Origin of the sequence: Mesorhizobium sp. CAU 1732 (assembly GCF_039888675.1) — a bacterium.
Lineage (GTDB): Bacteria > Pseudomonadota > Alphaproteobacteria > Rhizobiales > Rhizobiaceae > Aerobium.
Genome location: NZ_JBDQQR010000001.1, coordinates 1,916,301 through 1,937,383 on the forward strand (window position 1 = coordinate 1,916,301; position 21,083 = coordinate 1,937,383).

Consider the following 21,083-nt stretch of genomic DNA (forward strand, 5'->3'; position numbering starts at 1 on the left):
GTCCGGAGGGGGCGTTTTTCGTTGCCGTATTCTTGGGCTGACGGTCCTCGAAAGAAGCCCAAGCGCAGCCAATCGCCAAGATTGCGCATTTGATCAAATTCTTCTTGCATCGCTGTTCCGTTCGCCTATCGTTGGACGAAATGGGCCAAAGAGCCGGCGCGACGTCCGACAATTCGTGCGGCGACAAGAGCAAGAAGGGGATTTTCAATGATCGATCTACTGCGCGTTTGTGCAGCCGCCGGAGCGCTTACGGCGGCCACTTCTCTCCCGGCCGTTGCCGCCGACTTCCGCTTTGCCGGACCTTTGGATGCCTACACGCTCGATCCGCATGCGGTGTCGAACACGCTGGTCTTCGCGGTTCTGCGCAACGTCTACGAACCGCTCGTGCAGCGTGGCCCAGACCTAACGCTGCAACCCGTCCTGGCCACAGAGTGGTCGCAGGTCGACGATCTGACGTGGGAGTTTAAGCTGCGCGAGGGCGTCTCCTATTCCGACGGCAGCGCCTTCAATGCTGACGATGTCGTTTTCTCCTTCGAGCGTGCCAAGAAGGGCGGCATGTCTTCTCACCTGGCCGATATCGCCAGCATCGAGAAGGTCGACGATCTGACGATACGCCTGATTTCGGACGAGCCCAATCCGGTTCTTCCCAACCAGATCGTCAACTGGTTCATGGTCGATGGGGACTGGGCGCGCGACAATGGCGCGGTGGAGCCCGGCCAGGCCGACAATTCCACGGAAGGATATGCAAACCGCAACACGCTCGGCACGGGACCCTACATCATATCCGGCCGCGATCCGGGCGTGCGCACTGATTTCTCTGCCAATGCCGACTGGTGGGGCGAGCGGCAGGGCAATGTCGAGACCGCCAGCTTCTTCGTGATTTCCAACCCGTCCACACGGGTCTCCGCGCTGATCACCGGAGAAGTCCAGATGATCGACGGCGTGCCGCCGCAGGACACCGCGCGTATTGAACAGACGGCGGGGCTGCGCATTGCCGCGACACCGGATTTGAGGACGGTTTACCTTCAGCCCGACGTGTTGCGCGACGCGCTTCTCCATGGCGGGGGAACCGACGGCAATCCCTTCAAGGACAAGCGTGTCCGCGAGGCCATGAGCCTGGCAATCGACACGCAGGCTATCCAGCAGCGAGTCATGCGCGGCTATTCCACCCCTGTCGGGCTACCGATCGCCAGGGAAGTCGCAGGTTCGACCGACGAGCTCAGCGCACCTGCGGTGACTGATGTCGAGCGGGCACGCGCGCTTATGGAAGAAGCCGGCTACGCCGACGGCTTCCAGGTGACGCTCGATTGTACCAACGACCGCTTCATGAACGACGAAGCGACATGCCTGGCGATCGGATCGTTCCTGTCGCAGATCAACATCGATATCACTCCGCGCACGCAGGCGACGGCGCGTTGGGCTCAACAGATCAACCCGCCCGGCTACAACACGTCCCTCGCGATGCTGAGCTATTCGCCCTACACCTACGATGCGCATCAGTTCCTGACCGGCATCGCCGTCACCCGCGACGAGGATGGCGGGCGCGGCGCGTTCAACATCGGCGGGTACTCCAATCCGGAGATCGACCGGCTGACCACGGAAATCGGCGCTGAAACCGACCCTGAGAAGCGCAGCGCGCTTCTGGAGGAAACCCTGACGATCCTCAAGGAGGATCACGCCTTTATTCCTGTCCACCAGTTGCAGATCCTGTGGGGTCTTCAGGAGGGTGTGGACGTCGTCCAACTCGCCGATCTGGCCTATCCGCTTGCATGGTTCACGGTGCCGGAATGAGCGCCGACGCAGACTTCGCCCGCCGGCTCGCCGAGCTAGTTGCGTTTCCTACAATCAGTGCGGTTTCCAACATCCCGCTCGTCGATCACGTCGAAGCCTTGGCGACCGCCAGCGGCGCTCGCACACGCCGCTTCGAGGACCCGTCCGGGGACAAGGCGAACCTTCTGGTTTCGATAGGACCTGAGGCGCCAGGCGGTATCGTCTATAGCGGGCATACGGACGTCGTGCCCGTCACCGGGCAGGACTGGTCGGGCGATCCCTGGACATTGCGCGAACGCGATGGGCGCTTCGTCGGACGTGGCGCGACCGACATGAAGGGCTTTCTGGCCTGCTGTCTCGCGGCGCTGCCGCAGATCGCGCGCATGGATTTGCGTGCGCCGATCCATCTCGCCTTTTCCTATGACGAAGAGGTCGGCTGCACAGGCGTCGGGCCGATGGCCGAATGGGTCGGCGCAAACGCCAGGCCGCGGCTCGCGATCATAGGCGAGGCGACCGGGATGGAACTCGTCAACGCGCACAAGGGTGGCTGCATCGGCTGGACCCATGTCACCGGCAAGTCCGGCCATTCCTCGCAGCCCGAGCGCGGCGTCAACGCCGTGATGATCGCCGCTTCGCTGATCGAAGAGATTTCCGCAATCTACGCCCAGATGCGCAACGGACCGACACTGGACACGCTCGACCCGCCCTACTCGACCATTCAGGTCAACCAGATCGAAGGTGGCAGCCACGGCAATATCCTTGCCGAGCATTGCAAATTTTTCTGGGAGATGAGGCTGGTGCCGGGCCAAAGCTTCGATGCCGTTCTCGATCGTATGAACGCCTTTGCGCGGTCGCTCGAAGCATCGATGAAGATTATCAGCCCTGACACAGGCATCCGCATCGACATCCAGGCGCGCATTCCAGCGCTCGCGCCAAACGCAGATGCCGCGCTGGAAGCCGAACTTTTGAAACTGCTCGGCCGGACGGCGCCGCGGGCGGTGTCTTATGGAACAGAAGCTGGAATCTTTCAGGCTGCCGGCGTGCCCTCGGTGGTCGTCGGCCCCGGTTCGATTGCCGACGCGCATCAGCCGGACGAAAGCATCGCCGTGGATCAAATGGCGGCCTGCACCGATTTTCTCCTCAAACTGGCACGGACCGCAACCAAATGATCCTTCACGCCGTCGAACGCATTTTCCAGACGGTGCTGGTCCTTTTGGTAATTAGCTTCATCGCCTTCATGCTGATCGCCACGCTCGGTGATCCGATCGGACTTCTGCTGCCTCCCGATGCGACGATCGCCGAGCGCAACGCTTTGATCTCGCGCCTCGATCTCGACCAGCCCTTGATCCTGCGATTCCTGTCGTTCCTCGCCGGTCTCGTGCAGGGCGATTTCGGCCTTTCCTACCGCACGCAGGACGAAGTCGGCACCATGATCCTCGAGCGGCTGCCGGCGACAATGGAATTGGCGCTGGTGAGCCTGCTCATCACGGTCCTGATCGCAATCCCGGCCGGCATCATGTGCGGCGTCAAGCCGAAATCACCCTTCTCGCGCGGCATCATGTTCTTTTCGATCGCGGGCATCACGCTCCCCAATTTCGTCGTGGGCATTCTGCTCATCGCGGTCTTCTCGGTTCAGCTCGGGTGGTTCCCGTCATTCGGGCGGGGTGGCACTGTGACCGTCGGCGGTTGGACGACTGGCCTCCTCACCCTGTCGGGCTGGCAGGCCATCATCCTGCCGGCCATCACGCTCGCCACGTTTCAAATGACGTTCGTTATCCGCATGTTGCGCACTCAGCTCATGGAGGTCGGGCACAGCGAACACATACGATTTGCCCGTGCCCGGGGCCTCAGCGAAGCGCGAATCTGGTTCGTCTACGCGATCCGCAACGCGTTGCTGCCGACGGTGACCATGCTCGGGCTTCAGCTCGGCAACATCATCGCGTTCTCAGTGGTGACGGAAAGCGTCTTTGCCTGGCCAGGTTTGGGTTCGCTGTTTCTGCAATCGGTGCAGGCCGCCGACATACCGGTCATCGCGATCTACCTGATCTTCGTCGGCGTGGTCTACATGCTGATCAATCTGGCCGTGGAATTGTCCTATCCGCTCATCGATCCTCGCCTGAAGAGGAAAGACGCATGAGGACGACAGCCATGATCTGGTCGGTTGCCCGCGGCGCACCGGGTTCGACGTTCGCTGCCATCACGATCCTCGCGCTGGTGCTCTACGCCTTTCTCGTCCCCATGTTCACCCCCGATCCGTTCCGGCTTGCCGGCATGTCGATCATGGATTCCTTCACGCCGCCGATATGGATGGAGGGCGGCAACCCGCAATTTCCGCTCGGCGCCGACGATCAGGGGCGCAACCTCCTGACGGCCATGGCTTACGGGCTGCGCACCTCCATCATCGTTGGCGCGTCGGCCGTCCTTATCGGGCTCGTTGTCGGCGGAGCACTCGGGCTGATCTCAGGGTTCATAGGCGGGCGGACAGACGCGGTGATCATGCGTATCGCCGACGTTCAACTCGCCTATCCGGCCCTCCTCCTTGCGATGGTCATCGACGGCATCGCCACCGCGGCGATCGGACGCGATCGGAGCGCAGGGCTTGCAATCACCATCGTCATTTTCGCGATCGGGGTTGCCTTCTGGGTGCAGTTCGCACGCACCATCCGCTCCTCCGTCATGGTCGAGCGCGATCAGGACTACGTGGCCGCCGCGCGCATCACGGGCCGCAGCCGCACCGCCATCGTCCTGCGCCATATTCTTCCCAACGTGATGGCGCCGGTTCTTGTCATCGCAACGATCAATCTCGGCATCGCCATCATCACCGAGGCGACTTTGAGCTTTCTCGGAATCGGCATTCCCCTGACCCATCCGTCACTGGGTGCGTTGATCCGCAACGGCAACGCGTTCCTGCAATCGGGCGAATGGTGGATTTCGGTATGGCCCTGCCTGGTCCTGGTCGCTCTGGTCGTGGCCGTCAACGTCCTCGGCGATCATCTGCGCGATCATTTCAACCCGAAACTGAGGGGACGGTCATGACGGGCGAACCGCTGCTTTCCGTTCGAAACCTGAACATTGCGCTGATGCGCGATGGAACCGGTCTGCCCGTCCTCGACGGCGTCTCCTTCGACGTCGCGCCGCGCGAGGTCCTCGGCGTCGTCGGCGAGAGCGGCGCAGGCAAGTCCGTTGCCGGCGCCGCGATCATTGATCTTCTCGTCCCCCCGCTGATGCGAACCTCGGGCGAAATCACGCTTGGCGGCGACCGGCTCGATCTGATGCGGCCAAAAGCCCTGCGACACGTGCGGGGCAAACGTGTCGGGTTCATCTTTCAGGACCCGATGACCAGCCTCAATCCCGTCTTGTCGATCGGCAAGCAACTGACCGACACGATGGCGGCGCATCTGAAGCTGGGACGAGGCGAGTTGAACCGGCGGGCGCTTCAATGGGTGGAACGGGTCGGCCTGCCGAACCCTTCGCGCATTCTCGCAGCCGCGCCGCACGAATTATCCGGTGGTCAGCGGCAGCGCATTGTGATCGCGCTCGCGCTGTGTGCGGAACCCGACATCGTCATCGCCGACGAACCGACGACCGCGCTGGACGTTTCGGTCCAGGCGCAGATGCTCGACCTGTTGCGCGCGCTTCATGCCGAAACCGGCACAGCGATGATCCTGATTACCCATGATCTCGGCGTCGTGGCCAAGATGGCCGACCGCGTCGCGGTGTTCTATGCCGGCCGCGTGGTGGAGATCGCAACCACGACACAACTGTTCGAAGAACCGCGCCATCCTTATACGGCAGGCCTGATAGGCGCGACGCCGGCGCCGGACGCGACTGGCGCCATGCAGGTCAAGCCGATCCCCGGCGCAATGCCGGGCATAGGCTCGCTCCCCTCCGGATGCGCCTTTCATCCAAGATGCCTTCACGCGGGCGAGGATTGCCGTTCAGTCATACCGCAACTTTCGCAGCACAGCTCGCACCAGGCTGCATGCCATTACCCCTTATCGGCAAAGGTACCCGCATGAAGGCCGACGCAGTTCTGTCTGTCAGCAACGTTTCGAAAACATACGGCAAGAGAGCGAGCCTGCTCGAACGGCTTGCGGGACGGAAGTCGCCTGGGCTTCGCGCCGTGCGCGACGTCTCCTTTTCGATCGGCGCCGGCGAGGTCGTTGGTCTGGTTGGCGAATCCGGGTGTGGCAAGTCCACCCTTGCGCGCCTTGTCGCGGGGCTTATGGCGCCCAGCGCGGGCTCCATCGCCTTCCAGAGCAAAACACCGCGTCTGCAGATGGTGTTTCAAGACCCGTTCTCGTCGCTCAACGGACGCTGGCGCGTGCGCGATATCGTCGCCGAGCCGATCCGAACGCACGGGCTGCGCCGGGGAGCCGAAATCGATGCTCGCGTGGACGAGTTGCTCGAGCAAGTCGGCCTTTCCGCCGCCGACGGCAGAAAATACCCGCAGGAATTCTCCGGCGGTCAGCGCCAGCGCATTTCGATTGCCCGCGCGCTTGCCGGCGAACCCGACTTTCTCATTCTCGATGAGCCGACCAGCGCGCTCGACGTTTCGGTGCAGGCCCAGATCCTCAATCTCCTGCGTGATCTTCAGGCGCGTATCAGGCTGACAAGCCTCTTCATCACGCACAACCTGTCCGTCGTGCGCCTGATGGCCGATCGCATCGGCGTGATGTATCTGGGTGAACTCGTCGAACTGGCACCTGCATCGGACATATTCGAGAACCCGAAACATCCCTATACGCGTCTGCTGATTGATGCAGCCCCTGACCTTAATCCGGCCGACCGCACGCTTCATCCCATTCCCGGAGAACTTCCAGATCCGTCGAAGCCGCCTTCCGGCTGCGCATTTCGCACGCGCTGCCCCTACGCCAAGCAGGTCTGCGCGGACGAGGCGCCGCCTCTGCGCCAAACCGAAGGACGAGAGGTTCGCTGCCATTTCAATCTCGCTCTTCAAAGCCCGGTGGTGTCCGCATGAGTCGTGAACAAGCAATCGCGACCGCGGTCAACGCAATGGAGGATGGACGCTTCCGGGAGCGTCTGGCGCGGTTCGTCTCGATCGCGTCCGCAAGCCGTGTGCCGGAGGCCAAGGGCGATCTCGAACGGTTCGTCGAACACGAGCTGACGCCGCTGTTCAGGTCCATGGGCTTTGCAACACGCCTGTTGCACCATCCCATGGCGCCGGGGCCATGCCTTTACGCCGAACGCATCGAGGGCGTCGGGCTGCCGACCGTCCTTCAATACGGGCATGGCGACGTCGTCGCCGGACTTGATGGCTGGAGCGAAGGGCTTTCGCCTTTCGAGATGGTCGAGCGCGACGGGCGGTTCTATGGGCGTGGCACTGCCGACAACAAGGGACAGCTCAACGTCAACCTGACCGCGCTGGAGGCCCTTCTGGCTACGCGAGGACGACTTGGCTTCAACCTGAAATATTTGATCGAGATGGGCGAGGAATCGGGATCGCTCGGCCTTCGCGAAATCTGCGCCGAACATGCCGACCTTCTTCGGGCGGACGTGCTGATCGCTTCGGACGGGCCGCGCATTGCAATCGACAAACCGACGATCTTTCTCGGCGCGCGGGGCGGTGTTTCTTTCTATATCGAGATCAAGGCGCGCGAGAGCTTCCAGCATTCCGGCAATTGGGGTGGGCTGTTGAGCAATCCGGGTGTGGAGCTTTGCCACGCAATCGGAGCGCTGATCGGCCGGAACGGCGAAATCCGCGTCCCGGAACTGACGCCCGGCTCCATTCCGGACAATGTGCGCAAGCACCTCTCGCGCCTCAGGATAACCCCGACTGCAGACGATCCGCCGATCGAGCCGTGGTGGGGCGAGCCGGGCCTGACGGCGGAGGAAAAGGTTTTCGCCTGGAGCAGCTTCGAGGTGATGGAAATGGAGTGCGGCAATCTTGCCCAGCCGCTCTACGCCATTCCTCCGTCGGCTCGGGCGCGGCTGCAATTGCGCTTTCCGGTCGGCGTCGATGTCGACGCGGTGGTTCCTGCCGTCCGAAAAAGGCTCCAGGAGGCCGGATATCCGCGCGTAGTCGTGCACGAGCCTCACGATGCCATCTTTCTGGCGACGCGTCTCGACCCGGATCATCCCTGGGTCGACCGTGTCGCCGCATCGCTGGAAAGAACGATGAAGGCGCCGCCGGCGATCCTGCCCAATCTCGGCGGCTCGCTGCCCAACGACATTTTCGCGCGCGACCTGCAACTGCCGACGATATGGATACCCCATTCCTACTCCGGTTGCCTGCAACACGCTCCAAACGAACATCTGCCGATCTCGATAGCGGCCGAAGGTCTAGCCATCATGGCTGCGCTGTATTGGGATTTGGGAGAATGACGCCGATTACCGGTCCTCGACGATAGGTCCAAAATCAGGCGGCAGACCACGATGTGGAGCGCCATGCGGCTTGGAAGATTTGTCATGCTCCACCACATTACCCCGGCTGCGACTCCGGATCGGGCTTGAAGCCGGGCCGTTGTCGCAATGGCTATTCGGCGGGTTGGCAGAAGCGGGCTTTCCAGTGATCTGCGTCGAAAGCGGCATGCCAAAGCGTTTCTGAAAGTTCAGGTGAACAAGACCGATCGCAACGATGCGCGCGGCATCGCGCAGGTGATGCGTGTCAACCTGTTCCGGCCGTAGGGCGCATGTGACGCTTACGCGGCCGGCCGGTGCCCCAGCGCTGGATCAGGAACGCGCTGAGCGACAGAAGCACCACGTCAGTGCCATGACGGATGGACTGGGACGTCAATCGGCCAGTGGCGACTCCGTCGCGAAATCCTTCAGGCCGGCGTGCTGACCGTTGCAGGGCCCGCGGTAGTCCTGAATCGTCACCAAACCTTCATTCCCTCGCAATGTCGCTGTCACCAAGTTCACATAGGCACAGCCTTGTTGCCGACAGGCCCCTATTTTTCCAACGCCAGGAAGCCAGATGAAGAAACTTCTTCTCCCCTTAGCACTCGCGCTCGCCGCCTCAGCCAGTCCGGCCGCCGCGAAGGTCACGATCACCTGCCTGGCCAATGCCGGGCACCTGACCCGTCAGCATGAACCGCTGGCGAAGATGTTCAATGAAATGCAGGATGAGATCGTCGTGCAGTACGCTGCGCCAGCCAAGGACTACGCCGACACGCATCTGCGCCTGATGCGCGAATCCGCGACCAACACGCTGCCGGATTGCGCCTTCCAGGCCTATAACCAGCTTCCCTCGCTGGTGCGTGCGCTGCAGGCGCGCAACCAGATCGTCGATCTCAAGTCCCTTCTGGAAAAGGAAGGCGCCGAGTGGGTAACGGCCAACTACAGCGACCGCATGCTCGAGCTCGGTCAGGTCGATGGCATCCAGATTGGCATGCCGTTCAATGCTTCCGTGCCGCAGTGGTATTACAATGCCGACCTGCTGAAGCAGGCAGGATATGACCCGGACAATTTCCCCACGGACTGGGACGGCATTTTTGAGCTCTCCGCCAAGATCCATGCCCTCGGCGACAACATCCAGGGCATGTCCTACGGTGCCGAGCAGTGGGGCGATGACTGGCCCTGGCAGATCCTGATCACTCATCAGGGCGGACGCGTTCTCGATGAAACCCAGACCAAGGTCACATTCGATGAGAACGGTTATTCGCTGAAGGCGATGGAACTGATGAAGCGGCTGGTCGATGACGGCAAGTACGACCCCGCGATGACCGCGAGCGACCAGATGAAGTCGTTCACCAACGGCACCATGGGCCTCTATGCAAATTCGCCTGCCTCGGCTCGCAACATTCAGGAGCTGGTGGGCGACAAGTTTGATCTGCGATCCGTCAAGTTCACGATCATGGACGATGCCAACGGCACTCTGCCAACGGGCGGCAACGCCATGCTGATCACCGCAACGGATCCTGAGAAAATCGACGCCGCCTGGGAATATGCGAAGTTCCTGTCCGGCCCCGAGGCCCAGGCGATAACCGCCAAGAACACCGGCTACCTGCCGACCAATCTGGGCTCGCTCAGCGAGGACTTCCTTGCGCCCTACTACCGAGAGAACCCGTTCTTCGCGACCCCGGCATCCGGTTATGACCGCGCCGGTCTGTGGCAGGGCTATCCCGGGACACAGAGCGAAAAGATCTGGCGTGAGCAAAGGAGCATTTTGCGCGCGGTGATGCTCGGCGAGACGACGCCTGCAGACGGCGCCGACAAGATGAAGGAAGTGGCTGAAGAGTTGATGCAGCGCTAGCCATTCTTCTGGACTTCAGGCCGACAAGACAAAGGATAAAACCATGCCAAAGCTCTCCATTCGCGACGTGCGTAAGGCATACGGCGCCAACCAGATCCTTGCCGGCCTGTCGCTTGATGTCGAGGAGGGAGAATTCGTCTCCCTCGTCGGCCCCTCCGGTTGCGGGAAGTCGACCCTTCTGCGCATCATCGCGGGCCTGGAGGCTCAGGACCACGGCACCATCAGCATCGACGGCAAGCCGGTCGACGCGCTGCCGCCCAAGGATCGAAAGATCGCCATGGTCTTTCAGGATTACGCGCTCTATCCGCACATGACGGTTGCGCAGAACATGGCGATGCCGCTGATCATGGCGTCTTTGCCCTGGCATGCTCGATTGCCCATCGTCGAGCGGATTCATCCCCTCGCACGCCGTGGCCGCCCCGCCGTCGAGGCACATATTCTTGAAACTGCTCGGCAGCTCGGTATCGATCACCTCCTGGAGCGCCGGCCAGCCCAGTTGTCGGGCGGACAACGCCAGCGCGTCGCACTCGGGCGCGCCCTGGTGCGCTCGCCACAGCTCTTCCTGATGGACGAGCCGCTCTCCAACCTTGATGCGAAGCTGCGCACGCAGGTGCGCAAGGAAATCGCCGAACTGCACGACAGCTCGAAGCTGACGTTCGTCTATGTGACCCATGATCAGACCGAGGCGATGACGCTGTCGGACCGGGTGGCGATCATGCAGACTGGCAGATTTTTGCAGGTCGCCCCACCGGTTGCGCTCTACGACGACCCCGACAATGTCGATGTGGCGCGGTTCATCGGATCTCCCGAAATAAACCTGCTTCCAGCTCAAGTGGTCGATCAACGCCTGCGCATCGGCGACCAATTGCTCGGCGTCGCAATACCCGCCAGCGCCAGCGGCGACCTTTTCATCGCCTTCCGGACGGAGGCCGCGTTGCTTGACGGGGATCTTTCTCAGGAGCGCGGAGCGAAGACCTCGGAAGCGCTCGATTTCGATATTACGGGTGTCGAGGATCATGGCGCCGACTTGATCCTGCATGGCACGCTGACCACCGAGCCCAGCGTCGAGTTGCGATTGCGGGCCCATAAGGCGCCCGGGGTCCAGACACCCAGCCTGCGTATTGGCGGACGCCAATCCATTCGCCTGATCCGGGAAGGACTTTTGTTCTTTGGCGCCGACGGCAAGCGCCTGCGCGGCCCCGCTGCCACCCCGTCAGTCGCTCCATCGCCGGCACCAATCGCCGCGCAGCAGCAACAGGTGGCAGCGCTATGACGGCAGCGGCCACGACGCTGGCTCGCAGCCAGCAGCGGCTTGCCTACGCGCTCACCGCTCCCGCGGCGTTGCTCATCCTGGCTATCTATCTGGTGCCTATCATCCTCGTTCTGGTATTCTCTTTCACCGACTTCACGCTTGTGCGAGACGGCATGAGCTTTGTAGGGCTGGAGAACTACCGCCAGATGGCGGAAGACGAAAATTTCGGCAATGCGCTTCGCAACACCCTGATCTATGCGGCGCTTTTTTTGCCAGCAGCATTCGTGATACCGCTCGTCCTGGCCATTCTCATCCAGGATCGGCAGCACTTCCGCTCCGTGCTTGAAGTGCTCTTTTTCCTGCCCGTGACGTCCACGCTCGCCGCCATGGCGCTGGTTTGGGCCGCGTTGATGGATTCCAAGCAGGGCATCATCAACGTTGCGCTCAACTCGCTCGGGTTCGACGCCATCAACTTCCTCGGCGATCCCGACATGGTGCTGCTCTCGCTCGCCATCATCTCGGTGTGGAGCATCATCGGTTTCAACATGGTGCTGTTTCTGGCGGGCCTCACTGCGATACCCCCGTCCTTGTACGATGCCGCGGCTGTGGACGGCGCCGATACGCCGCTCGACCGGTTCTTCCGTGTGACCTGGCCGATGCTTGGACCGACGGCGATGTTCGTTGCGGTCACAAGCTCGATAACCGCGTTCAAGCTGTTCGACACGGTGGCGCTGCTGACACAGGGCGGGCCGGATCGCGCCAGCGAAGTATACCTCTACCTCGCCTTCAAGGAGGGTTTTGAATACTTCAACATGGGCTACGCAGCCGCGCTGTCCTTCGCCTTCCTGCTGATCGTGTTCCTGTTCGCGTTGTTCCAGGCAGGGTCAGCCGATCGCCGCGTTCGGTATTGAGAGTTCCCATGAGCAATTCCACGTACCACGACGCACTCGCCGCCCCGTCGGGGGCTCGCTCTCTCTCCCTGCGACGCTTTGGACATCACGCGGTGACCGCGATGCTGTTCCTTGGCGGGCTGGCGATGACCTTTCCGTTCATCTGGATGATCTCATCCAGCCTCAAGCCGAAAAGCGAGATCTTCGGATCGGACTTCTCGCTGCTGCCGCGCCAGTTCTACGGCTTCATCAACTATGGCAAAGTGCTCTTCGACCAACCTTATCTTCTCTACATCGCCAATTCGCTCATCGTGTGCCTGGGCATCCTGGCGGTCCAACTGGCAACTGCCATTCCGGCGGCCTATGCGCTTGCCAAGTTGCGTTTCAAAGGTTCGAGCATTCTTTTCGGCGCGGTCATAGCCGGCATCACCATTCCGGTGAATGTCACGGCGATCCCGCTCTATGTCGGCATCGTCAAGGTCGGCTTGCTCGACACCTATCTGGCGATGATGTTTCCGTTTTTCGTCTCGGTTTTCGCGATCTTTCTGTTCCGGCAGTTCTTCCGGTCATTCCCGGACAGCATCATTCAGGCCGCCCGGATCGATGGCTTCAGCGAGATGGAAATCATTCTTCGCCTGATCGTGCCAAGCGCGGTTCCGGCCATTGCGGCTTTCACCATCTTCTCGTTCGTGTCGCATTGGAACGATCTCTACTGGCCGCTGATCGTGGTTCAGAGCCAGGACAAGATCACAGCGACCTTAGCCATGATGCAATATAAGGGCGACCTTGGCATCGACTACGGCGTGACCTTTGCCGCAGCCACCATCGTCACCGCCCCGCTGGTCGTCGCGTTTCTCTTCGCCAGACGACTCTTCATTCGGGGAATTACAATGACCGGAGTAAAAGGATGACCAACCCAGTTGTCGGAGCCATCTTCGACATGGACGGATTGCTGATTGACACAGAGAAACTGTCGCAGGCGTCCTATCGCTATGCCCGCGAATGGGCGGGCCTACCACCTGACGACGAGCTGTTCTTCAGCGTCGTCGGGCTCAATTCCCGGGCCGGACATGAACGTCTCGTCGCGGGCATCTCGCATCTGACCGACTACGATCGCTTTAGTGCAGTCTGGCGGGAGACATTCGACGCCAGCTTGGCGGCGGAGGTGCCGGTCAAGCCGCATGTCCGTGACGTGCTTGAATCGCTGTCATCACGTGGCATCCCGATGGCGGTGGCCACATCCACAAACGCCAGTTCCGCTCATGATCGTCTTTCCCGCGCGGGCTTGCGGAAGCACTTTCCGGTCCTCATCGGCGGCGACCAGATCGAGAACGGCAAGCCCGCGCCCGATATCTACCTCAAGGCTGCCGCCACGCTCGGACTTGCCCCGTCGCTCTGCGCCGGGTTCGAGGACTCCGCCAATGGCGTACGTGCTGCGGTGGCAGCGGGACTGGTGACGGTCCAGGTTCCCGACCTCATTCATCCGACGCCAGAGCTTCTCGCCCTTGGCCACCGGGTTGCGTCAGATCTCGCGGAGGCGATGCGCCTTGTCGGACTGATGCCGCATGCCGAACTCGTACCTTCCCTCTGAACGGAGCCTGAACCAGTGCCAAAGATAATCGTGATGGCCGATCTCCACATCGTGCCCGAAACCGAACTCTCCCATTCGCTCGACACGAATGCGCGGACGCAGGAGGCGATTGCCTTCATCAACAAGAACCATGCTGACGCGGACCTGCTGGTGATCGCTGGCGACCTGGCCGATCACGGTGACGCGGCCTCCTATCGTCGGCTCAAGGATCTCTTTGCCGAGATCGATCTGCCCTACGTCGTCACGCTTGGCAACCACGACAACAGGCCCAACTTCCTGGCCGAATTCGGCGATGTAGCCGATCCGGAAACCGGCAAGATGGACCGTTCGGTCACCCTCGACGGCTGCGGGATCGTCATTCTGGACAGTTCCGAACCGGGCGTCGGCAGCGGCAGGCTGAGCGCCGCGCAGCTCGACTGGCTGTCAAAGCGCCTTGCCGACTACGCGTCGATGCCGGTGGTCGTGGTGCTGCATCACAACATCTGCCCGCTTCACAACCAGAACGACAGGATCATCCTGGAGCAGGGGGAAGAACTGGTCGAGATCCTGCGCGGGCATCCGGATGTCCGCACCGTGGTCTCGGGTCATGTGCACATGACCGCTAGCGGGACCTATCGCGGCATCCCGTTCAGCAATTTCGCCGGCAATCATTATTCGATCGAGCCGACGCTTCAAAGCCTGTCCGGTCCGTTGCCCGCTCCTGTACAGCGGCGCGAGGGTCCGGGCCAGATCGCGGTGGTCATCGTCGACCAAGACTCCGCCGTGGTCATCAAGGAGAATTTCCTCGACCGCCACCTCGTGCTGGCACAGGATCTGTTCCCCACGAAACAGCGCGATCCCGAAAAGTTGTCGGAACAGGCTCGGCCCGCGACCGTGCCCGCCTAGGCTCAGGATCTGTATTTTGCGGAGCTTGGCGGTGTTTCCCTTGAGGGTTTCAAGGATCTATCCGCACTGATGGATGCAAGCAGCAATCGTGCTGTATCGGGTTTCACAAGGTCGAACGTTGCATTGACTCGAAGCGGGCTCGTTGGCCCATCCGGTAATCTTCGCAGATCGCTCGTCCCTGCGTTCCCTCGGGACACCGCCCACGTCACCTGATTGGAACGTGGGGGGAGACATCGAAATCGGCGTAACCGGTCCCGGTGCACTGAGCATCGAGGGCGGCGGCACGGTCACCACGACAGTTGGCGTTCTCGGTCTCACTTCGGCCTCCACCGGAACGGCGATGGTGACCGGTCTAGGCTCCACCTGGACGAACAGCGACGTTCTCATTGTCGGCGTTCAAGGCTCCGGCACGCTGATCATCGAGGAAGGCGGCGCAGTGAGTAATACTGATGCCTACATCGGTCATGCCTCGGGTGCGGGCACAGCGACGGTCACCGGTGCCGGGTCCGTCTGGGCGAACAGCGACTCCCTCTACATCGGGGCAACGTGGTCGCGCGATATGCGCAATACGATGGCGTTTGCGGTCATCTCTTACCTTGTGATCCTGTTCGCGGTGTCGCCGCAAGCGGCTGCTGATGCCTTCTTTGAATTCCTTCTTGGTGATGGAAAGAAATCCACGCGCTGGGGCGCTGCCGTTCGACATCCGTTGCCGCGCTAAGGCGCATTCTGTTATCAGACCCGCGAAACCGATTGCTCCAGCGAACCTCTAAGTGTGGAGAAAAGAAGAAGGCCCGGATCCTGATCCGGGCCTTCTTCTTTTCAAGCCGCCAATCCCTTAACGAGGTGAGCGAACTTCGAGTGTCGATCGAGCAAAGTATCCTGACGTTGAGCAAGATTCATTGACGCGTCAGGCTACTTCTCCTGGCGCGTCACTAATTCTCGCTCACCGTGGTACGTAAACTATTGAAATCGCAGGGATTTTATATATACCGCTTCATGGATACTCATCCGCTACTCGCACGAAGGCTGCTCAGAATCGACGCCTTTTGGGCGCCAACCGGATGCTGGGCAAAAGAAACCCCCCGGGCCGAAGGGCACGAGGGTTTTCTCCGCGATCGATGGGAGTAGGGGAAGCCTAGGGGATATCCGACCTCCGATAGAGGGTTTGCCCCAGAAGGTCAGGGTCGGCGACCGGCTCGACTCCTGCGGCGACCAGCGTCTTCTTCACGCGCCGGAAATGGTCGCCCCGTTCCTGAGATAGGACACGCAGAGAGACGAACTCGCGCCTGAACCGGGCAAGTTCATCGGCGCGGACGATCGGCTGCATCCATTTCGTTACGGGGTTCTTGACGATATCGACAGCAATGAATCCCTGATCGACCAAGGCCTTCACCGCGCGCGACTTCGCAGGAAGGAGGCGCTCCAAGTCCCTCATGCTGTAACCCTCATAAGCCGGTCCGGTGACTAAAGGCCGGACCTCATCCGCGTCCACAAGCACGGAAAGAAATCCCGAGTGGCCGGGATCGCGGCCAACCCGGCTGAGCTTGCCGTCAAGTACCAGAGCCACGACATCCATCACTGCACTGCATGAATACCGGGCCGCGGCGATCAGCGGCATCAATTCCGGATTGCCGTGGAGATCCGGATCGGCATCACGCAGCAAACGCTCGAGAAAGCCATCGAGATCGCTCTTCAGGATTGCATGTCCACCCTTGGCTCGGCCACCCGCCATCATCGGCGTAATGAATTCCCGCTCCAGCAGGCCGCGGTCGTGGGGCCGGGGAACGTTCAGGTAATCCCGCGCCCGTTCCATGCTCATGGACTCCGCGAGGCCCTTCAGGAGCGCATCGGCTTCCCCTACGTCGAAGGTGACCTTGTTGTCGGCGGAGCCGGTGAGGCCGGGATCGGTGAGATTCGCCCTCTGCAGCATCCTGCGCATGCGTTTGGGATGCAGCCCGAATTCCTGCGACGCGGACCGGACCGAGTGCTTCCGGCGGGCAGTAACCTGGCGCCCGAAGAGAACGTCGCCGGGGCCGAGGGCCAGCGTATCCAAGGCGTGGTCGACGATGATGTCTCGTACCGGGTCGTATGCCCTGTCACGGCACTCGTGAGCCAGCCAGTCGTACAGGCGCCCATACATGACCTTCGGGCCTTTTGCGGAGCGGCTGTCGCGGAACGGCGCCTGCAGGTCGTCCAGGAACGCCCCGATGCTTTCGGCTCCGTTGTCGACGATGTCGAAGCCCGCGGTCTCGCACAGCCACGCGTCGTCACCATCGATGTCATCCAAAGTAACGCCCGGTCCGTGGACCGCAACCGCGCCGGCGACGAGGGGAAGGTGCAGGGCCGCATACATGGGCAGCCCGTCCAGCCAAGATTCGGTCGTCTTGCCGTCCAGCCGCCGGAGAAGGTAGCGTTCGAACCGCGACGGCGCTCGCAGCGACGCGTTATCCACGAGTGACCGGAGCCGCGGGATGGCGTCCGCAATCGCGCGCGTGGTGTCGTGGACGGTGTGGGGACCATCGAGCTTCCCAATCTCGGCAAGGGCGATGCCGTGCTTGGCGCAGGTCCGGACGCCGCGGATGAGCCACATGCTGCGACGGTGCGGCCGGGCGGCGAGGCGGCAGTCCAGGCGCTCGACGTCATCGGCCATGCACGCGGGACACATCCGCACGCGGTTGCGGACGAGGCTGGACTGCAACAGGTCCTGGTTCTTGTGTCGGAATTCGCGCCTCCGCCCTTCCATGCGGGTGAACGACTCCTCCAGCAGCCGATCGCGCCGCACGCCCGCAAGGTCTGCCAGCGCGCCGACGGATTCCGACTCGCCGTTAATGACGCCGCGCGGGTCGATGCCGAAGTCACGGCAGAACTCGCGCATGTCGTCCCGGCAAGCCCGCGTAGATAGCCGTGAGGCGAAGTCCGACGGGGTCTCGCGGTCCCCGTGCTCCAAGGTCAGCGAAAGCTTCACTTTCTCATTCCCTTCGTGTTGCGCCCCTTCGGCTTGCGTGCGCCCGTGGGCTTCCCCGTATCGTCGAGAACGTCCTCGTAAAGCGCCGATTCGACCGGGACGGCCGTCCAGTCATTGGCAAGGAAGGGATTGAGGTTGTCGTCGTTCCGCATTCCGGTGCGAATGGCGTAGACATCCGCAAAATGGCCGAGGCCAAGTTCTCCGCCGCTTTCCACCGTCAGGCATTCCGCGATCGCGTCCTGCACGTATTCGACGACGATCCCGAACTGGTAAGTCGCTGCATGGAGCAGACGGTGCGCGAACTCTTCCGACTGAAGCTGGGCGCAGCCGACAGACGGACAGAGGGCTACGAGATCCCTCATCGTTTGCCGAACTGCCCCTGCATGGTCGTCGAACGTCAGCGCCTCGAAAGGAAGGACGCGGACGCGCCGTTTCATGGAAGCATCGGCCTGGCAGAAGCGTGACAGCTCAGGCAGGCCTGAGAGAATCAGCCAGATAGGCCAGTCCGCTTCCTGCATCATCCGCTTGAACGTGTTCTCCACTTCTTGGGTCATGCTGTCGCTCTGAATCTCGTCGCCATGCTGAGCCTCGTCGATGTGGAGGATGCGGATGCCGCACTCCGCCATCAGCTCGCGCACGACAGGCCACACCTTGCTGTGCTGAATCTCCCGGCGGCCGTGGTAGCCGAGCTTGCGGGCGATCTCGTTGCCGAGAGCGCCCAGCGTGAACGGGGAGGGCGCTACGACGGACAGCAGCGGGCACCACTCGCCGGGCTTGCCGAAGCCTTCGAACTCAGAGCGGCTGGCGAATGCGTGGGCGAGGGCTCGGCTCTTGCCCGCCCCAGCCTCTCCGGTGACGACGAGCGCGCGGCCACCGCGCACCATGCCTTCCGCAGCGGCCACTCCGGGCTGCTCGCCAAGCTCGAGCAGCATCGAGTCCAGGAGCCAGTCGATCTGTTCCATGAGCTGGTCGTCATAGGCCGTGGGCAGGTACGCCGAGAGCACGCGGCCTAGAGCCTCGTTCACTGCGCGACGCTTGTCCGACTGGTTCGACACGATTCGATTGAGGAACTCGGCGGACCTTCCACCCACAATCTTGGTGTTCGTCATGCTCATCGGTCAGTCCCCCTTCTTGAGAAAATCGGAGCCGAGACGGGTACGGCGCCGCGCCACGGGACGCTGCGACTCGTCGTAGTCATCCTCGTCACCAGCTTCCCGAGCAGCCTCCTCCGACTGTCCGGTCACGCCGGCTTCCTGGCCGGCGTCAGCTTCCAGCGCGTCAATCGCGTCGTCTTCCAGTCCTTCGAACGACCGCCCGCGATCGCCCGCGACCGTGTAATCGAAGTGTTCCACCAACTCCTTCTCCAGCTTCAAAAGCTGCGTGCGGGACATCGCCGATGGGCCGATGCCAGCAGCCGCTGCGGAGTGCCTGCCCGCGTCCCGGAGGTCGCGTAGAGCGGCGTGGACAACATGTTCCCGCAGTTTCGATACGTCGGCATGCTTGCGCCTAAGAGCGGCCATCGCTTCGAGCCAGAGAGCAGCTGAAACTCCCTTCATGTCGACCTCACAGGGCACTGCGAACCACTCCGCGCCGGGCACGTTCTTCGACACCCAGATCATGTCCAGGTCCTCGAGATCGGCCCTCATGCGGACATCTGCCTGTCCAATTGACTTGCGAAGCTTGGCCGTCTCGGAGGAACGGTAGTAGCGTCCGAGGAAACGCACGCCCCGGTTCTGAATACGCCTGTTGTCGGAGAAGCCGAATACGGTCCTGATCACGTGTGGCGCAGGCGGGGGAAGCACCTTGTAAAGTGCGGCGCGCTCTACCCATGCGTCATTCGGGGTCTGGCCACCCAAGCCTGCGTGCGGCGAGTTGTGGTGGACGTCCACGATGTAGCGCACCAGCGCCTGACCGAGTGTCTCCGTCACCATGTTCGCGACGGCACCGGCGTCGTAGTCGCCCTTGTCGTCAACGCCCGAGAACGTCCGGCCTTGGAAGAACTGCATCAACTGGAGGTCGAGCGTCTCGAAAAACCGCTCGCCCATGCCCCGGGCGTCCGGGTGCGAGGCGGGGCCGATTTCGTTGGCGGAGCCGATGTCGCGGACGGCGCAACGAAACCCCGCGTCGATGAACTCTGACCCAGAGTCCGTCGGCACCGTTTCAGGCGTGCAGGCGTGGTGCCAGGTGGAGCGGCAGCCTGCCGCGATGGCGATCTCGCTTTTGTCCCGGCACACCATTTCCAAGGTACGGATCGCGGTGTCTGCGTTCGCGGTCCAGTTCAGCCTTGCGCCGAACACGACCTTCGTTGCCTCATCGACCGCAGCACACAAGACGAGGCGTACCCTGCCGAGCTTGTCAACGAGTTCCTCCGGCATGCCTTCCCAGAACTCATGCGGAAGCTTCAGCGTCCTGAGCTGGACCCGCCAACAATCGATCGAAACACGTTCGCCCGGGAATAGGACGGATTCAATCCTACCGCTCACCTTGTGCTTTCTACGGGCGTATGCAGGGCCGCGGCGCGCTGCCTGGACCGTAAAGCTATCGAGCTTGCGGATTGCGCGCTCGAAGGTGCTCTTCGAGGGTACCGGCATAGGAGGAAGACCCTGTGCAGTCCGCTCCAGGTTCGCGGCCGCGAAGGAAGGAGCGTCGGTGCCGCGGAGGGGAGGATTGCCCTGGACCAGCCTTTGCGCATTCTCCTTCTCAAGCGTCATCGAACCCACCATCAGCTTGAAGAGGATCGCGGCAGAGGGGCGGCTGCGGTCGAGGTATGCCTGCACCCATTTCGCCATCAAAGCGACGGAATGCGGGTCGGTGATCTTCGGCAGACGATGGCCGACCCGGCCCTTGCGGTGGTCGCGAAGCGCCAGGATATCCCATTCATGCTGCTCGAGTACGCGAATCCAGCTGCGCAGGGTCGAAGGAGATGGCGCGTCCCTGCTCATTTGGACCTTCCGGGCGCGGATCGTCCGCTCGGCCGCGCCGCCCTGCTGTTTGAGGCGTGCACGCTCTTTGCCTCTGACGCTCCCGACGACGTCTTCCTCTTCCACGCCGTAGACGAGTGTGGCCATGACCTTGCCGATAGCGCCTTTCAGCGCCTTGTCCGTGAGGCTGGTGTTGCCATCGTCGTACATCTGAACGACGTGACGGCAGAGCTGCCAGTAGAATGCCAGCTCTTCCCGGTCATCGTCCGGCAGGTCGCGGGCCGACTTGATGTCCGGCGAGCGGGCAAGCAGCTTCTGGCGGGACTCCCTGTTCTGTTCGATGCGGGGATCGAGCTTGCCATCCCCGACGAGCTCGCGCAGGTCGTCTTGGGAGAAGACCTGGCGGAGTTCGGGGTTCGCGAGCGGGCTGGCGGTAAGCACATGCCTGTCATGGCTGATGTGCTTGTAAAGAACCTCGTCGAATCTTTCCTTGATTGCGAAGACGTGACCAGGCTCGAATCCATAAGTGGTCGGAGCCGAAGTGCGGAAAGTATTGCCGTTGAAGACGGTCATCATAGTTCTCCTTGTTTGGTG

17 protein-coding genes and 1 pseudogene are annotated in these 21,083 nt (G+C 62.0%); 15 read left to right on the forward strand and 3 right to left on the reverse strand.

Translation table 11 applies throughout. From position 1 onward, the window contains the following. Positions 1–207: 207 nt before the first annotated feature. From AAFN55_RS09420 to AAFN55_RS09490, 15 genes and pseudogenes are all read left to right on the forward strand, one after another. Positions 208–1,791 carry an ABC transporter substrate-binding protein gene (locus AAFN55_RS09420; protein WP_347798588.1) on the forward strand — a complete coding sequence of 528 codons (1,584 nt, stop codon included), beginning with the start codon at positions 208–210 and terminating at the stop codon, positions 1,789–1,791. Further along, on the forward strand, positions 1,788–2,939 hold the full coding sequence (gene argE / locus AAFN55_RS09425) for an acetylornithine deacetylase (protein WP_347798589.1): 1,152 nt from the start codon (positions 1,788–1,790) through the stop codon (positions 2,937–2,939). The genes AAFN55_RS09420 and argE overlap by 4 nt, the downstream gene beginning before the upstream one ends. Continuing rightward, positions 2,936–3,907 (forward strand): ABC transporter permease, encoded by a 972-nt coding sequence (locus AAFN55_RS09430; protein ID WP_347798590.1) that lies wholly within the window; start codon positions 2,936–2,938, stop codon positions 3,905–3,907. The genes argE and AAFN55_RS09430 overlap by 4 nt, the downstream gene beginning before the upstream one ends. Then, positions 3,904–4,806, forward strand: coding sequence for an ABC transporter permease (locus AAFN55_RS09435; RefSeq protein ID WP_347798591.1), 903 nt, complete (start codon positions 3,904–3,906; stop codon positions 4,804–4,806). The genes AAFN55_RS09430 and AAFN55_RS09435 overlap by 4 nt, the downstream gene beginning before the upstream one ends. Beyond that, positions 4,803–5,789, forward strand: coding sequence for an ABC transporter ATP-binding protein (locus AAFN55_RS09440; RefSeq protein WP_347798592.1), 987 nt, complete (start codon positions 4,803–4,805; stop codon positions 5,787–5,789). Before AAFN55_RS09435 ends, AAFN55_RS09440 begins: the two co-directional genes overlap by 4 nt. Next, entirely contained in the window at positions 5,786–6,751 is a 966-nt protein-coding gene (locus tag AAFN55_RS09445) for an ABC transporter ATP-binding protein (RefSeq protein ID WP_347798593.1), read from the forward strand. The genes AAFN55_RS09440 and AAFN55_RS09445 overlap by 4 nt, the downstream gene beginning before the upstream one ends. Further along, positions 6,748–8,115 carry a M20/M25/M40 family metallo-hydrolase gene (locus tag AAFN55_RS09450; RefSeq protein WP_347798594.1) on the forward strand — a complete coding sequence of 456 codons (1,368 nt, stop codon included), beginning with the start codon at positions 6,748–6,750 and terminating at the stop codon, positions 8,113–8,115. The genes AAFN55_RS09445 and AAFN55_RS09450 overlap by 4 nt, the downstream gene beginning before the upstream one ends. A 115-nt stretch (positions 8,116–8,230) precedes the next feature. Continuing rightward, positions 8,231–8,412: pseudogene (locus tag AAFN55_RS09455) on the forward strand (transposase); the annotation flags it as partial. 295 nt (positions 8,413–8,707) lie between these two features. After that, positions 8,708–9,985, forward strand: a complete 1,278-nt coding sequence (locus tag AAFN55_RS09460; RefSeq protein WP_347798595.1) for an extracellular solute-binding protein — start codon at positions 8,708–8,710, stop codon at positions 9,983–9,985. 43 nt (positions 9,986–10,028) lie between these two features. After that, positions 10,029–11,258: an ABC transporter ATP-binding protein gene (locus AAFN55_RS09465; protein WP_347798596.1), complete on the forward strand. Its 1,230-nt coding sequence runs from the start codon at positions 10,029–10,031 to the stop codon at positions 11,256–11,258. Further along, positions 11,255–12,148 (forward strand): sugar ABC transporter permease, encoded by an 894-nt coding sequence (locus tag AAFN55_RS09470; RefSeq protein WP_347798597.1) that lies wholly within the window; start codon positions 11,255–11,257, stop codon positions 12,146–12,148. The genes AAFN55_RS09465 and AAFN55_RS09470 overlap by 4 nt, the downstream gene beginning before the upstream one ends. 8 nt (positions 12,149–12,156) lie before the next feature. Further along, a complete protein-coding gene (locus tag AAFN55_RS09475; protein WP_347798598.1) occupies positions 12,157–13,038 on the forward strand; it encodes a carbohydrate ABC transporter permease in 882 nt (293 codons plus the stop codon). Then, on the forward strand, positions 13,035–13,718 hold the full coding sequence (locus tag AAFN55_RS09480; protein WP_347798599.1) for an HAD family phosphatase: 684 nt from the start codon (positions 13,035–13,037) through the stop codon (positions 13,716–13,718). Before AAFN55_RS09475 ends, AAFN55_RS09480 begins: the two co-directional genes overlap by 4 nt. Positions 13,719–13,733: 15 nt before the next feature. Next, positions 13,734–14,603, forward strand: a complete 870-nt coding sequence (locus tag AAFN55_RS09485; protein WP_347798600.1) for a metallophosphoesterase — start codon at positions 13,734–13,736, stop codon at positions 14,601–14,603. A gap of 142 nt (positions 14,604–14,745) precedes the next feature. Beyond that, entirely contained in the window at positions 14,746–15,321 is a 576-nt protein-coding gene (locus AAFN55_RS09490; protein WP_347798601.1) for a hypothetical protein, read from the forward strand. 417 nt (positions 15,322–15,738) lie between these two features. Here the strand turns inward: AAFN55_RS09490 and AAFN55_RS09495 are convergent, their stop codons facing one another. The 3 genes from AAFN55_RS09495 to AAFN55_RS09505 are packed head-to-tail and all read right to left on the reverse strand — an operon-like array spanning position 15,739 to position 21,062. Further along, the gene (locus tag AAFN55_RS09495) at positions 15,739–17,568 is read right to left on the reverse strand and encodes a TniQ family protein (protein WP_347798602.1); all 1,830 of its coding nucleotides are present in this window, start codon (positions 17,566–17,568) and stop codon (positions 15,739–15,741) included. After that, on the reverse strand, positions 17,565–18,683 hold the full coding sequence (locus AAFN55_RS09500; RefSeq protein WP_347798603.1) for an ATP-binding protein: 1,119 nt from the start codon (positions 18,681–18,683) through the stop codon (positions 17,565–17,567). Before AAFN55_RS09500 ends, AAFN55_RS09495 begins: the two co-directional genes overlap by 4 nt. A 3-nt stretch (positions 18,684–18,686) precedes the next feature. Continuing rightward, positions 18,687–21,062, reverse strand: coding sequence for a Mu transposase C-terminal domain-containing protein (locus AAFN55_RS09505; RefSeq protein WP_347798604.1), 2,376 nt, complete (start codon positions 21,060–21,062; stop codon positions 18,687–18,689). Between the last annotated feature and the right edge of the window lie 21 nt (positions 21,063–21,083).

What these genes read in the sequence shown, in the direction of transcription:
- AAFN55_RS09420 (WP_347798588.1), top strand. Translation starts at nt 208, where the DNA reads ATGATCGATCTACTGCGCGTTTGTGCAGCCGCCGGAGCGCTTACGGCG.
- argE (WP_347798589.1), top strand. Translation starts at nt 1,788, where the DNA reads ATGAGCGCCGACGCAGACTTCGCCCGCCGGCTCGCCGAGCTAGTTGCG.
- AAFN55_RS09430 (WP_347798590.1), top strand. Translation starts at nt 2,936, where the DNA reads ATGATCCTTCACGCCGTCGAACGCATTTTCCAGACGGTGCTGGTCCTT.
- AAFN55_RS09435 (WP_347798591.1), top strand. Translation starts at nt 3,904, where the DNA reads ATGAGGACGACAGCCATGATCTGGTCGGTTGCCCGCGGCGCACCGGGT.
- AAFN55_RS09440 (WP_347798592.1), top strand. Translation starts at nt 4,803, where the DNA reads ATGACGGGCGAACCGCTGCTTTCCGTTCGAAACCTGAACATTGCGCTG.
- AAFN55_RS09445 (WP_347798593.1), top strand. Translation starts at nt 5,786, where the DNA reads ATGAAGGCCGACGCAGTTCTGTCTGTCAGCAACGTTTCGAAAACATAC.
- AAFN55_RS09450 (WP_347798594.1), top strand. Translation starts at nt 6,748, where the DNA reads ATGAGTCGTGAACAAGCAATCGCGACCGCGGTCAACGCAATGGAGGAT.
- AAFN55_RS09460 (WP_347798595.1), top strand. Translation starts at nt 8,708, where the DNA reads ATGAAGAAACTTCTTCTCCCCTTAGCACTCGCGCTCGCCGCCTCAGCC.
- AAFN55_RS09465 (WP_347798596.1), top strand. Translation starts at nt 10,029, where the DNA reads ATGCCAAAGCTCTCCATTCGCGACGTGCGTAAGGCATACGGCGCCAAC.
- AAFN55_RS09470 (WP_347798597.1), top strand. Translation starts at nt 11,255, where the DNA reads ATGACGGCAGCGGCCACGACGCTGGCTCGCAGCCAGCAGCGGCTTGCC.
- AAFN55_RS09475 (WP_347798598.1), top strand. Translation starts at nt 12,157, where the DNA reads ATGAGCAATTCCACGTACCACGACGCACTCGCCGCCCCGTCGGGGGCT.
- AAFN55_RS09480 (WP_347798599.1), top strand. Translation starts at nt 13,035, where the DNA reads ATGACCAACCCAGTTGTCGGAGCCATCTTCGACATGGACGGATTGCTG.
- AAFN55_RS09500 (WP_347798603.1), bottom strand. Translation starts at nt 18,683, where the DNA reads ATGAGCATGACGAACACCAAGATTGTGGGTGGAAGGTCCGCCGAGTTC.
- AAFN55_RS09505 (WP_347798604.1), bottom strand. Translation starts at nt 21,062, where the DNA reads ATGACCGTCTTCAACGGCAATACTTTCCGCACTTCGGCTCCGACCACT.